Source organism: Tabrizicola sp. (assembly GCF_041919135.1).
In the GTDB taxonomy this organism is placed as follows: Bacteria; Pseudomonadota; Alphaproteobacteria; order Rhodobacterales; family Rhodobacteraceae; genus Tabrizicola.
This window is the reverse complement of record NZ_JAYRUJ010000001.1, coordinates 120,710-133,876: the sequence shown is the minus strand read 5'-3', so window position 1 is coordinate 133,876 and position 13,167 is coordinate 120,710. Positions and strand designations below refer to the sequence as shown.

13 protein-coding genes are annotated in these 13,167 nt (G+C 67.3%); 9 read left to right on the top strand and 4 right to left on the bottom strand.

Features of this window, described 5'->3' with window-relative positions; genetic code table 11:
• Positions 1–58 precede the first annotated feature (58 nt).
• Positions 59–295, top strand: a complete 237-nt coding sequence (locus ACE3UA_RS00655) for a YdcH family protein (protein ID WP_374641455.1) — start codon at positions 59–61, stop codon at positions 293–295.
• Between the two features lie 46 nt (positions 296–341).
• Here ACE3UA_RS00655 and ACE3UA_RS00650 read toward each other — a convergent pair whose 3' ends face one another.
• The 3 genes from ACE3UA_RS00650 to ACE3UA_RS00640 all read right to left on the bottom strand — a co-directional run bounded on the left by ACE3UA_RS00650 (position 342) and on the right by ACE3UA_RS00640 (position 3,412).
• Positions 342–1,733 (bottom strand): short-chain fatty acyl-CoA regulator family protein, encoded by a 1,392-nt coding sequence (locus tag ACE3UA_RS00650; RefSeq protein WP_374641453.1) that lies wholly within the window; start codon positions 1,731–1,733, stop codon positions 342–344.
• 56 nt (positions 1,734–1,789) lie between these two features.
• Positions 1,790–2,998, bottom strand: coding sequence for a multidrug effflux MFS transporter (locus tag ACE3UA_RS00645; RefSeq protein WP_374641450.1), 1,209 nt, complete (start codon positions 2,996–2,998; stop codon positions 1,790–1,792).
• A 63-nt stretch (positions 2,999–3,061) separates the two neighbouring features.
• A complete protein-coding gene (locus ACE3UA_RS00640; RefSeq protein ID WP_374641448.1) occupies positions 3,062–3,412 on the bottom strand; it encodes a DMT family protein in 351 nt (116 codons plus the stop codon).
• A gap of 182 nt (positions 3,413–3,594) precedes the next feature.
• Between ACE3UA_RS00640 and ACE3UA_RS00635 the strand changes: the two genes are divergently transcribed.
• The 7 genes from ACE3UA_RS00635 (at position 3,595) to ACE3UA_RS00605 (ending at position 10,992) form a co-directional block, all read left to right on the top strand.
• The gene (locus tag ACE3UA_RS00635) at positions 3,595–4,734 is read left to right on the top strand and encodes a transporter substrate-binding domain-containing protein (protein ID WP_374641446.1); all 1,140 of its coding nucleotides are present in this window, start codon (positions 3,595–3,597) and stop codon (positions 4,732–4,734) included.
• A complete protein-coding gene (locus ACE3UA_RS00630) occupies positions 4,731–5,357 on the top strand; it encodes an ANTAR domain-containing response regulator (RefSeq protein WP_374641444.1) in 627 nt (208 codons plus the stop codon). The genes ACE3UA_RS00635 and ACE3UA_RS00630 overlap by 4 nt, the downstream gene beginning before the upstream one ends.
• A gap of 221 nt (positions 5,358–5,578) precedes the next feature.
• Entirely contained in the window at positions 5,579–6,418 is an 840-nt protein-coding gene (locus ACE3UA_RS00625; protein ID WP_374641442.1) for a nitrilase family protein, read from the top strand.
• A gap of 61 nt (positions 6,419–6,479) precedes the next feature.
• A complete protein-coding gene (locus ACE3UA_RS00620; protein ID WP_374641440.1) occupies positions 6,480–7,640 on the top strand; it encodes a substrate-binding protein in 1,161 nt (386 codons plus the stop codon).
• A gap of 77 nt (positions 7,641–7,717) precedes the next feature.
• On the top strand, positions 7,718–8,551 hold the full coding sequence (locus ACE3UA_RS00615; protein ID WP_374641438.1) for a branched-chain amino acid ABC transporter permease: 834 nt from the start codon (positions 7,718–7,720) through the stop codon (positions 8,549–8,551).
• Positions 8,544–10,286, top strand: a complete 1,743-nt coding sequence (locus tag ACE3UA_RS00610) for an ATP-binding cassette domain-containing protein (RefSeq protein ID WP_374641436.1) — start codon at positions 8,544–8,546, stop codon at positions 10,284–10,286. Before ACE3UA_RS00615 ends, ACE3UA_RS00610 begins: the two co-directional genes overlap by 8 nt.
• 10 nt (positions 10,287–10,296) lie before the next feature.
• On the top strand, positions 10,297–10,992 hold the full coding sequence (locus ACE3UA_RS00605; RefSeq protein ID WP_374641434.1) for an ABC transporter ATP-binding protein: 696 nt from the start codon (positions 10,297–10,299) through the stop codon (positions 10,990–10,992).
• A gap of 21 nt (positions 10,993–11,013) precedes the next feature.
• On the opposite strand, the gene ACE3UA_RS00600 is transcribed toward ACE3UA_RS00605, so the two are convergent.
• Positions 11,014–11,724, bottom strand: coding sequence for a GntR family transcriptional regulator (locus tag ACE3UA_RS00600; protein WP_374641432.1), 711 nt, complete (start codon positions 11,722–11,724; stop codon positions 11,014–11,016).
• A gap of 170 nt (positions 11,725–11,894) precedes the next feature.
• Between ACE3UA_RS00600 and ACE3UA_RS00595 the strand changes: the two genes are divergently transcribed.
• Positions 11,895–13,082 carry an ABC transporter substrate-binding protein gene (locus ACE3UA_RS00595; RefSeq protein WP_374641430.1) on the top strand — a complete coding sequence of 396 codons (1,188 nt, stop codon included), beginning with the start codon at positions 11,895–11,897 and terminating at the stop codon, positions 13,080–13,082.
• Positions 13,083–13,167 lie beyond the last annotated feature (85 nt).

The window sequence follows — 13,167 nt, the reverse complement described above, 5'->3', positions numbered from 1 at the left end:
GGTCTGGCATGCCGCCCTGCCATAAACTACACGGCGACAGTCAAAGAAGGAGACAGGCATGTCGAACACCCCGCACACCCTGCAGGAAGAATTCCCCGGCCAGGCGGCCGAAATCACGGCGCTGAAGACCTCGGACCCGCAATTCGCGAAGCTTCTGGTCGAGTATGACGAGGTGAACGACAAGGTGCACCGGGCCGAAACGCGCCTGGACCTGCGCACCGAGGAAGAAGAAGAGCAGCTGCGCAAGCAACGCTCGCGGATCAAGGACCAGATCGCGGTGGCGCTGCGGAAGTAAGGCGGCTCATCGTTCGACTTCGTCTCCTCTTCGCGGGGGGGACGGGTCAGCCGATCTCATAGGGCAGCAGGTCGCGGGCGTTGGGATTGATCTTCAGCCGTCCCTCCAGCGGGGGGACGGATCTCTGGTGGCAATCGGTGCGCTCGCAGATCCGGCAGGATATGCCGATGGGCTCGAACCGGCCTTTCAGGTCGAGCCCGTCGGAATAGACCAGTTGCGGGGCGTGCTGCACCTCGCATCCCAGGCTGATGGCATAGCGCCGGACCGGGGCCAGGAAGGCGCCGCCCGGTTTCGACACGTCGCGCGCCAGGCTGATGTAGCGCACGCCATCCGGGGTCTCGCACAGTTGGCGCAGGAATTGTCCAGGCGTTTCAAAGGCCTGGTGGACGTTCCACAAGGGGCAGGCCCCGCCGAAACGGGCGAATTGCAGCCGGGTGGAGGAATGGCGCTTGGTGATCGTGCCGGCCTGATCGACGCGGACGAAGAAGAAGGGGATGCCCTTGGCGCCGGGACGCTGCAGGGTCGAGAGGCGGTGGCCCACCTGCTCGATGCTGGCGCCGAAGATGTCGGCCAGGCGTTCGAGGTCGTGGCGCACCTCCTGCGCGGCGGTCAGGAAGGCGCGGTAGGGCAGGAGGGCCGCCCCGGCGAAATAGTTCGCAAGGCCGATCTTGGCGATGTCGCGGGCCTCGGGCGTGGAGAAGCGGGCGAGGTCGAGGGTGGCCTCCAACAGCTCGTTCTGGCTGAGGAGCGCGACCTGGTGCAGCAGCTGGAAGCGTTGCGACGGGCCCGAGGCGCGGGCCGAGATGTCCAGCCGGCGCGCGGCGGGATCATAGCGGCGCAGGGGCGCGCTGTTCGAATAGTGCAGGCTGATCCCGCTGCGGCGAAGCAGGTCCTGTGCCAGTATTTCGATGGATTTTCCGTTGCTTGTGGCGGTCGCGAAATGTTCGGCCGCGCGGTCGATGGCATCGAGGTAATTGTCGCAATAGTGAAAGAAGTCGCGCACCTCCTCCCAGGGCGAGGGGCGCAGGGTCGCATCCTCGCGCCCCAGCGCCTCGTCCAGCGAGGCGAGGCGCTCGTGGGTCTGGCGGTAGGCGCGGTGCAGGTTCAGGAAGGCACGGGCCAGCGCCGGCGCGTTCGAGGCGGCAAGGCGCAGGTCGGCGAGCGGCGGGGTGGCCGAGGTGAAGACCGGATCGGCCAGCGCCTCGCGCATGTCGGTGACCAGACGCTCGCTTTCGCCGACGGTCAGTTCGGTGACGTCGAGGCCGAATTCCTGCGCCAGCGCCAGCACCACGGCGGCCGAGACCGGGCGGTGGTTGTTCTCCATCTGGTTCAGATAGGGCAGCGAGACGGCAAGCTTGTCGGCGAAGGCCTTCTGCGTCAGCCCGAGGCGGGTGCGGATCTCGCGCAGCTTGACGCCGGCGTAAAGCTTCTGGGACATGGCGGACCTCTTTGCAAAGCAATGTGCCGCTTTGCAAAGCCGCGTCAACCATCGATTCAGGGAGCGCCGATCTGTCGTGCCCGGCGCATGACGAAAAGGATGCAGACGACCGAGGCGATGGAGGAGGCGAGCATCAGCAGGATCAGCGGCATCTCGGACGAGCCGGGGCCGAGGAGGACGCCCGCGAAGGCCGCCAGCGCCGCGCCGCCGCCGATCAGGATCGCGCCGCCAAGGCCGGAGGCGGTGCCGGCAAGCTCGGGCCGGACGGAGAGGAGGCCGGCATTGGCATTCGGCAGGCAGATCCCGTTGCCGAGGCCCATGAAGACCATCAGGCTGAAGAACAGCGTGGGGCCGGAGATCCCGACGAGGGTGAAAAGCGCCAGAACCGCGAGGCCGAGGGTGGTCACCATGCAGCCGAGCAGGATCATCCGGTTCATTCCCATGCGCACCGAATAGCGCCCGGCGAGGAAGTTGCCGACCGCATAGCCGATCGCGGTCAGGGCAAAGAGCGCGCCGACATGGGTGGAGGAGAGGCCATAGATCTTGTCGCCGACGTAGGGAGCGCCGCCGAGATAGGCGAAGAAGCAGCCCGAGGCGAAGGCGGCCGAGAGCGTGTAGCCCCAGAACCGGCGCGAGGCGAGAAGGGCGGGGTAGCTGCGGACCTGCTCGGCCAGGGAGATGCGACGGGGGCTCGCGGTCTCGCCCAGGTCGGCCCAGACGAGGGCGAGGGTGCCGGCCCCGAGCAGGAACAGGAGCGCGAAACTTGCCTGCCAGCCGTAGAGATCGTCGAGACAGCCGCCGATCACCGGGCCGACCATGGGCACGATACTCATCCCCATGGTGACATAGCCGATCATGCTGGCGGCCTCGGCGTCCGAGACCATGTCGCGGACGATGGCGCGCGAAAGGACCATGGCGGCGGCGATCACCGCCTGGGCCATGCGGAAGATCAGGAACACGGTGGCATTGGGCGCAAGAAGCGTGCCGAGCGTCGCCAGCAGGAACAGCGCCAGCGCCCAGAGCAGCACCTTGCGCCGACCGTAGCGGTCGGAGATCGGGCCGATCACCACCTGCAGCGCGGCGGAAAGCGCAAGGTAGAGCGCGACGGATTGCTGCATGACGCCGTAGGAGACGCCGAACCAGGCCGCCATGCCGGGCAGCGATGGCAGGAAGATGTTCATGGTCAGGGCCGAAAGCCCGGCCATCAGGATCAGGGTGACGATCTTCGGCGGCGTCGTCCGGTCCAGGAAACGGGTGGTCTGCATGATCCTCGGGCTACGCCTGCGGCCGTGATTTGTCCACAGGCGGCCGGTCGGGGAAAGCCGGTCTCAGGCCCATTTGTGGAAGATGAAGAACGCCCCCGCCGCTATGAACGCAAATCCGACGAGGTGGTTCCACGCCAGCGGCTCTTTCAGGTAGAAGACGGAAAAGACGGCGAAAACCGACAGCGTAATCACCTCCTGGATCGTCTTCAGCTCGGCCGCCGAGAAATGGCCGTGGCCGATCCGGTTGGCGGGGACCTGCAGGACGTATTCGAAGAAGGCGATGCCCCAGCTGACCAGGATCACGGTGAATAGCGCGGCCGACTTGAACCTGAGGTGACCATACCAGGCGAAGGTCATGAAGACGTTCGAGGCCAGGAGAAGGCCGATGGTCACAAGCGGAACGGGCAGTTGCATGGGGTCCCCGGAGTGTCGGACGGGCGGCGATCGCCCCGCGACCTGTAGCCCATTCCGGGGCCCCGGCGCCATATCTGCCGCAAAGAACGGGGCTATACGCAGGCCGGGACAGGCCATATGGTTTGCCGCGGGCCGTCGAATGCGTCGCGGCCGCGGCTCCTTCCAACCCGATTCCGCAGGGCATGGCTGGTCTTCCCGAAGAATGGCGCATCGGCATCCTCTTCTCGCAACGCGGGCTGAGCATGGTGACCGAGGCGGAACATATCCGCGGCACGATCCTGGCCATCGAGGCAATCAACGCCGCGGGCGGGGTCCGGGGCCGCCCGCTTGCCCCGGTGATGCGCGATCCCGAATCCGACCCCCGGCTGTATCGCGAGAAGGCGCGTGAGCTGCTGGTGGACGAGGGGGTCAATGTGATCCTCGGCTGCTCCCATTCGGCCAGCCGCAAGGCGGTGCTGCCGCTGATCGAGCGGCACAATGGTCTGCTGCTTTACCCCTCGATGTACGAGGGGTTCGAATATTCCGAGAATGTCATCTACACCGGCGCGACGCTGAACCAGATCGGCTGCTCGCTGGCGGACTACCTGGTCCGCAACCACGGCCGGCGGATCTTCCTCTGCGGGGCGGATTACATCTTCTCGCGCGAATCCAACCGGGTGATGCGCGACCTGCTGGAGGCGCGGGGGGCCAGCATCGTCGGCGAGCGCCATGTTCCGCTGGCGGCCGACACCGGCGCGTTGCGGGGGCTGATCGACGACGTGAGGGCGGCCGCGCCCGATGTGGTCTTCGCCACGATCATCGGCGGGCCCGCGCGGGAGTTCTACCGGATGTATGCCGAGGCGGGCTTCGACCCGCGCCAGCGGCCGATCGCCTCGCTGACCATGGCGGAAACCGAGATCGGCCGGATCGGGCCGGAGTTCTGCGTCGGCCATATCCTGTCCTCGAGCTATTTCCAGACCGTCGACAGTCCGGCGAATGCCGCTTTCGTCGCCGCCTTCCGGGAGCGATTCGGCAGCGAGGCGACCACCAGCACCTGGTCGGCCAATGCCTATACGCAGACGCGCCTGCTTGCGCTGGCGCTGGAACAGGCCGGAACGCTGGAGACCGGGGCGCTGTCGCAGGCCTTCCTGGGCCAGCAGGTCATCGCGCCCGAGGGGCCGGTGCGGGTGGATGCCGAGACGCGCCACCTGTGGCTGACCCCGCGCATCGGCGTGGTCGGCGACGGGGGGCTGTTCGACATCCGCTGGCAGGCCGCCGCGCCGCTGCGGCCCGATCCCTATCTTGCCACCGTGCGGTTCGACGAAAGCTGGATCGAGGCATGAAACCGGGCCCGCGCCGCATCCTGGACGAGCTGCGCAGCTCGCAGGTGCTGGTCCTGCATCCCAATGACGAGGACGGCCGCCTCTTGACCGACCACCTGCGCCGGCTGGGCTGCTCGGTGCAGGCGATGTGGCCGCTGCCCCGGTCGATCCCCAGCCGCTATGACGTGGTCTTCGTGCAGGTCGACGACCGCCCCGGCGAGGCGCTGGCGGGACTGCTGGCCGAGCACGATCCGGCGGTGATCGCCATCATGACCTACGAGACGCCGACGGCGATGCAGTCGATCCTGGATCTGAACGCCCATGCGGTGATCTCCAAGCCGCTGCGTCCCTTCGGGATCCTGGCGCAGTTCGTGCTGGCCCGCCATCGCCGCAGCTTCGAGGGGCGGCTGGCGGGCAAGGTGCGCAAGCTGGAGGACACCCTGCGCGGCCGCCGCACGGTCGAGCGGGCCACCAAGGTGATCAGCGCCGCCCGTGGCATCGGCGAGGACGAGGCCTACCGTTTCCTGCGCGACCAGGCGACCTCGCGGCAGATCTCGATGACGGCCGTGGCGGAAAGCATCATCACCGCGCATGAGGCGCTGACCGGCCTTGGCCTGTCGATCGCGGTCGGAACCGGAAAATGAACGGCGGGAAAAATTCTTCTCGCCAGGCTTGCGGGATTGTGCATTACTGAGGGTCGAAGGTGCCGGGAGGGGCATCGTCACCCCGCGTCGTCGGCCGTCGTGCAGACAGGCCGGCGCAGGGAAAGCGGCAGGGTTGCCGCATACTGACATCATCGGCTGGAAAGCCCCCTGGTTGCGCGGTGAATTCCGCGGCCGGGGGTTTTTGCGTTTGGAGGAGCGCCTTGACCAATCAGAATCCCGGAACCGTGACCGTGGCCTGCCTGCAGTTCGAACCGCAGGTCGGCAAGGTCGAGGCGAACCTGGCCGCGATGGAGCGGCTGATCCGCGCCGCGGCGGCGCGGGGGGCCAAGCTGGTGGTGCTGCCGGAACTGGCCGACAGCGGCTACAACTTCGCCTCGCCCGAGGAGGCGCGGGCGCTTGCCGCGCCGATTCCCGAAGGACCTCCGTCGCAGAAGCTCATCGCGCTGGCGGCAGAGCTGGGCCTGCACATCGTCAGCGGCATGAACGAGCTGCACGAAGGCAGGGTCTACAATTCCGCGATCATCTGCGGCCCCTCGGGCCATCTCGGCACCTTTCGCAAGCTGCACCTGTGGAACCGCGAGAAGCTGAGCTTCCAGCCCGGCGACCTGGGCCTGCCGGTCTTCGACACGCCGGTCGGGCGCTTCGGCGTGGTGATCTGCTATGACGGCTGGTTCCCCGAGGTGTTCCGCCACCTCGCGCGCGAGAATTGCGATCTGGTCTGCGTGCCGACGAACTGGGTGCCGATGCCGAACCAGCCCGCCGGGGCCGAGATCATGGCCAATATCCTGCACCGCGCGGCGGCGCACAGCAACGGCCTGCCCATCGCCTGCGCCAACCGCATCGGCACCGAGCGCGGCCAGGAGTTCCTGGGCAACAGCGTCATCATCGGGGCGGACGGCTGGCAACTGGCCGGGCCGGCAAGCGCCGATGGCGAAGAGATCCTGATCGCCACCATCCCCACCGGCGTGGTGGCCAGGAACCGGGCCGTCAGCGAAAGGAACGATGTCTTCGGCGACCGCCGGACCGACGTCTACGGCTGACGGCGCAGGAAACGGACCGGCCGGAAGCCGGCGGAACAGCAACCAGAAAACAGGGAAAGAAATGAAACGGACATTCGCAGCACTTCTTGCCACCGTCGGCACGGCCGGTCTTCTGGCCGGCGCGGCCCTTGCCCAGGAGGGCGAGCCGATCGTGATCGGGATCCCGGTCGGCCTGTCGGGCGCCAACAGCGTGGTCGCGCCCTCGGTCGTGCAATCCGCCGAACTCGCGGTCGAAGAGATCAACGCCCAGGGCGGCGTCCTGGGGCGGCCGCTGGAACTGAAGATCGCCGATGACGCCTCGGGCGCGGCGGGGGCGCAGGCGGCCTTCGACTCGCTGGTCTTCGACAGCAAGGTCGACGCCATCATCACGATGGAGGTCTCCTCGGCGCGCAACGCCGGGCTGCCGATCGTCGAGGAGGGGAACGTCCCCTACATCTACTCCTCCTTCTACGAGGGCCGGTCCTGCAGCCCGAACCTTTTCGTCAACGGCTGGGTGCCCGAACAGCAGGTCCCGCCGGTGGTCGACCAGTTCATGGCGGCGGGCGCGAAGAAGTTCTTCCTGGTCGGCAGCGACTATGCCTTCGGCCGCGGGATGCTGGAGTTCACCCGCAAATATGTCACCGACAACGGCGGCGAGATCGTCGGCGAGGAATACCTGCCGCTGGAAAGCAGCGACTGGACGGCGATCATCTCGAACCTGCGGGCCTCGGGGGCCGAGGCGCTGATCTCCTCGACCTCGGGCGGCGCGCCGAACGTGACGCTGATCAAGCAGCTGCGCGCGGCGGGCATCGACCTGCCCTATGGCAATCTTGCCGTGGACGAGGGCACGGCCGCCACCCTGGGCGCGGACAGCGCCGGGATCATCATCTCGGCCTCTTATGTGACCGGGATCGACAGCGCCGAGAACAAGACCTTCCTCGAGGCGATGCAGGCCAAGTTCGGCGCCGACCTGCGCACCCCCAACGACCTGTCGGTCCCGCAATACGAGGCGATCTGGCTGTACAAGGCGGCGGTCGAGAAGGCGGGCAGCACCGAGACGGCCGCGGTGCTTGCGGCGCTGCCGGAGGTCTCCTTCACCGGCCCGCGCGGCACCATCGCCATGTCCAAGCAGCATCACGCCCCGATGACGATGTATCTGGGCGAGATCCAGGCCGACGGCTCGGTCAAGGTGGTGTCCAGCTTCAAGGACGTCGATCCGGGCGAGCAGTGCCCGGACCTCTGACGGCGCGCTGAGCGGTGCGGGGCGTGCGTGCGCGCGCGCGCCCCGCATTTTCGGTCATCTCTTGCGGGAACGGGTGCATGGTCCTGGTTCTGGATTCGCTGACCACGGCGGCGGTGCTGTTCATCGTGTCGTCCGGTCTTTTCATGATCTTCGGAGTTCTCCAGATCATCAACTTCGCCCATGGCGCCTGGCTGGGCCTGGGGGCCTATGCCACCGTGGTCACGACCGCGCTGGGGGTCAGCCCCTGGCTGGCGCTGCCCCTGGCCTTCGTGGTCGGCGGCGTGCTGGGCGGCCTGACCGAGCGGCTGGTCGTGCGGCCGCTCTATGCCCGGCCGCTGGACGCGATCCTGGCCACCTGGGGGCTGGGCATCGTCATCGGGCAGCTGATCACCCTGGCCTTCGGACGCGACGTGCAGATGATCCCGGCGCTGATGACCGGGACCGTCGACGTGCTGGGCACCGCCTATTCCGCCTATCGCCTGACCGCCATCGCGATCGCCCTGGCGATCGGGCTTGGCTTCGTCCTGGCGCTGGAGCGCACCCGGCTGGGCCTGACCGCACGGGCGGTGATCATGAACGAGGCGCTGGCCCGCGCCCTTGGCATCAACACGGCAAGGGTGCGGCTGGCGACATTCATGCTTGGCTCGGCGGTTGCGGCCTGCGCCGGGGTGCTGCTTACGCCGCTGACCTCGGTCGATCCGAACATGGGGGTGATCTGGCTGATCGGCTGCTTCATGCTGGTGATGGTCTCGGGATCCTCGGTCCGGGCGCTGGCCCTGGCCTGCATCGTCTTCGGGACGGCGCAGGTGGTGGTCAGCACCCATGTCAGCCCGATCCTGGGCGGGATGACCGTTGCCGTCCTCTGCGCGCTGATGCTGCGCCTGCGCCCGAAAGGATTTGCCGGTGTCTGACCGCACGACGCAATCCCGCGGGCTGCTGCCGGTGCTCTTGCTGCTGGCGGCGGTGCTGGTCCTGGCCGGGCCGCTGGTCCTGGATCGGTTCACGATGAACGTCCTGACCCGGTCGATGATCTATGCGATCCTGGCGCTGACCGTCGATCTTCTGTGGGGGTTCACCGGCATCCTGACCTTCGGCCAGTCGGCCTTTTTCGACGCCGGAGCCTATGCCACCGCCATGGTGCTGACCCATCTGGGCGGCGCGCCCGAGCATTTCGTCCTGGCCTTCGTGCTGGCCATTGCGATTCCGACGCTGCTGGCGGCGCTGGTTGGCTGGCTGTCGTTCCATCAGGGGGCGACGCCGCTTTACGCGACGGTGATCTCGCTGGTGGTGCCCATCGTCATGACGCAGCTGATCTTTGCGGGCGGCCAGTCCACCGGCTCGTCCAGCGGGCTGGTGGGCTATCCGACGCTGGCCCTCGGGGCGGCCAACCATTTCCGGCTGGCCGGGATGGTGCTGATCGGCTTCGGCTGCCTGGCCTGGGTCTTCGTGCGCTCCGACGCCGGGCGGATGCTGGTGGCGATCCGCGACAACGAGATGCGCGCGGCCTATCTGGGCCTGCGGGTGCAGCTTGTCCGCATCCTGCTGATGACGGTGCTGGGCGGGGTCGCGGGGCTGGCGGGGTTCCTGCTGGCCAATGCGGCGCGGATGGTCGCGCCCGAGATCGCGGGCTTCGTCTTCGGCACCCAGCTGGTGATCTGGACCGCGCTTGGCGGCCGGGGAACGCTGCTGGGCCCGGTGGCGGGGACATTGGGGATCGACTGGCTGGGGGCCAAGCTCTCGGGCGAGCTGCCCTTCCTGTGGCAGTTGCTGATCGGGGCCATCTTCGTCGTGATGATCCTGTTCCTGCCGCGCGGCCTTGCGGGTCTCGTCCCGCGGCGGCGGCATCAGGGCAGGCCGCCCGAACTGGTCGCCATCCCGACCAGGCGTCGCGCCGATGCCCCGGGGCCGGTCCTGTCGGTGCGGGGCCTCGGCAAGTCCTACGGCAGCCTGCATGTCCTGGAGAGCATCGACCTTGAGGTGCACCGGGGCGAGCTTGTCAGCCTGGTCGGCCCCAATGGCGCGGGCAAGACCACGATGATGCGCTGCCTTTCGGACGGGACCGAGCCGATCTCCGGCAGCATCACCGTGCTGGGCAGGGACATCGGCGGCCTGCCGCCCGAACGGATCGTGCGCCTGGGCGTGGGGCGCAAGTTCCAGCTTGCCAGCGTGTTCGAAAGCCTGAGCGTCGCCGATTGCCTGCGGCTGGCGCGGATGTCGCTGGACCGGCCCAGCCTTGTGCGCCGGTCGCGCCGGATCGGCCTGCCGGCCCCCGCAATTGACATCCTGCGCCTGACCGGGCTGGACGGGATGCTGAACCAGCGCGCCGGGCTGTTGTCGCACGGGCAGAAACAGGCGCTGGAACTGGCGATGGTGGTGGCGCTGGAGCCGGAGCTGATCCTGCTGGACGAACCGACGGCGGGCCTGACCAAGGCCGAACGCGCCATGATCGGCGGCGTGCTGCAGCGCCTCAGCGGCGAGTTGGGCCATGCGGTGATCCTGATCGAACACGACCTCGATTTCGTCCGCATCGTCTCGCAACGCATCGTCGTCCTGCATCAGGGGCGGATGGTGATGGATGGCACGGTCGGCGAGGTCGTGGATTCGGATCTGGTGCGGGCGATCTATTCCGGGGCGGCAAATGCGTGAGGCGGGACGGATGAAACTGGCCATCGCGGGGCTGCGCAGCGGCTATGGCGCCACCGATGTCATCGCCGGGATCAGCCTGGAGATCCCGGCCGGTGAGATCTGCGCCCTGATGGGCAAGAACGGCATGGGCAAGACCACGTTGCTCAAGTCGGTCATGGGGCTTTTGCCGCTGCGCGAGGGCAGGGTGAGCCTGGATGGCGAGGACATCACCGGCTGGACCCCGGCGCGGCTTCTGGCCAGGGGCCTGGGCTATGCGCCGCAGGAACTGCCGCTGTTCCAGGACCTGACCATCCTCGACAACCTGCGCCTCGCGCTGCGCGACGACCGGGCCCTGGCCCCGGCGCTGGAGCGGGTCTTCGGCTATTTCCCCTTCCTGGCCGAAAGGCTGAACCAGAAGGCCGGAACCCTGTCGGGGGGCGAGCAGAAGATGCTGATCCTGTCGCGCAGCCTGATGCTTCAGCCCGACCTGCTTCTGGTGGACGAGATTTCCGAAGGCGTGCAGCCGAGCGTCGTCCAGCGCATCGCCCGCGCCCTTCTGGCCGAGTGCGAAAGGCGCGGCATGACCGTGCTGCTGGTCGAGCAGAACCTGGGCTTCGCGCTGTCGGTGGCGCATCGCTGGGCCGTGCTGAAACTGGGCCATATCCAGGAAAGCGGCGAGAACGATGCCGCGGCGCATGCGCGGATCATGGAGCATCTGAAGATCTGATCCGCGCCTTCCGGCCCGGCTCTAGCTGCGGAAGATCGCCACCAGGTCGCTTGCGGCCTGCAGCGGGCCGCTGAGTTCCAGATGGTCCTGGATATGCTTCAGATGCGCCACCATCACCCGGCTGGCGGCCTCCGGGTCGCGGTTGCGGAAGGTGCCGAAGATCTCGTCATGGTCCTCGTCGCGGCAGTTCGACACGCCCGGACTGCCGAAGATACCGATGATCAGCGAGGTCCGCGTGACCAGTTCCTTGACCATGCGCAGCGCGACCGCATTGCCCGCGATCTCGGCCAGAAGCACATGGAACTGGCCCGAGAGCCGGATCGCCTCGCGCCGCTTGCTGCCGTGATGCGCCGCGTGCTCCAGCGCCAGATGGCCCTTGAGGGCGGCCAGATCCGCCTCCGTCGCCCGCTCGACCGCAAGCCTGGCCACGTTCGGCTCGATCATCAGCCGGGCTTCGAACACCTCGCGCGCTTCTCCGATCGAAGGCGAGGCGACGAAGGCCCCCCGATTCGGCTGCAGGTCCACCACCTGGCGGCTGGCCAGCAGCAAGAGGCTTTGCCGGATCCGCATCCTTCCGACGCCGAAGGCTTCGCACAGGGCGGCTTCCGACAGCTTGGTCCCCGGCGGCAGGCGCTGGTCGATGATCGCCTCGAAGATCCGGTCGACGATCTCCTCCTCGCCCGGCTCCTCGGCCCTGACGGAATGCTCTGCAGCGACCGTGACGTGGTCCATTCCTTGCCCTTTCCCGCGATAGGCGCAACCTAGCGACCTTTGCGGTCAACCATCAAGGGGCAGGGGTGCTGACGCAGCTTCACTATTTTGTTGACAATCCTGTTCACACCAACGTCAATCATGGGGTCCCGGACTTGAATTCCGACGACTGACAAAACAGGGAGCACAACATGCAAAGACGCGATTTCCTTGCGGGCACGGCCTTGTCCCTTGCTCTGGCGCTGACCACGACCACCGCCGCCTGGGCCGAGAATGCCAAGCTGAAGATCGGCTTCGTCGGCGTCACCTCGGGTCCGGCCGCCGCCTGGGGCATCTCGAACCAGCGTTCGATGGAGGCCCGGGCCGCCTGGCTGAACGAGTTGGGCGGGGTCCAGATCGGCGATGTCACCTATGACATCGAGATCGTGCCCTTCGACGACCAGAAGGACCCCAAGCGCGCCATCGCGGGCATGGAGAAGATGGCGCAGGACGGCATCCACTATGTCGTCGGCCCCAACGTCGACGACGGCGCGGCGGCGGTCCGCCCGGTGGCCGAGCAGAACGGGATCATGTATTTCCCCTATGCCTTCCCGAAAGAGCTTTACACCGCGCCCGCGTCCAACGCGATCCTGGGGATGGTGGCGAACTACCAGTCCGGGCCGGCGATCTACAAATACCTGATGGAAAACAAGGGCATCAAGAAGGTGGCCTTCGTCGCGGGCAACGAATCCGATCCCCTCAGCCAGCGTGACTCGGGCGCCGCGGCCGCCCGCGAGCTGGGCCTGGAGGTCGTGTCCGATACCGTCACCTACCAGATGGACACCACCGACTTCACCCCGGTCCTGCTGCCGGTGATCCAGGCCGCGCCGGATCTTCTGGTGCTGTCGGGTGTCTCGCCCGCGAACGCGCCGCAGCTGATCCGCTCGGCGCGCGAGCTGGGCTATACCGGCCTGATCTCGACAGAAACGGCGCAGGACGCCGCCGTGCTGGCCGAAGGCGCGGGAGAGCTGGCGAACGGCTTCATCTCGGTCGGCGGCGCCTCGACGCCGGAACTGGCCAGCGACACGATGAAGGAATTCGTGACGCGCTACACCGACATGTTCGGCGAATACAACGACGAGTCCAACACCAAGGTCTATGCGCTGGAATACATCGTCGAGACGCTGAAGGCGAACCCGGCGGCGATCGACAATGTCGAGGAGTTCAAGAAGACCATGGACACGTTCGAGGCGCCGAACCCCTTCATGGTCGGCGACGCCAAGCTGACCTATGTCGGCACCTCGTCCTTCGGGCAGAAGCGGCAGGTTTCCGTGCCGCTGGTGGTCAACGAATACAAGGACGGCAAGTTCGAGACGCTTTTCGTCGCCCAGGTCGACTGAGCGCGGAGGCTTGCACCGTCCTGGCGGGGCCCGGGTATGCCTTTCCCGGTCCGGGCCCCGCCGTTATTTTTGCACAGGACCGCGC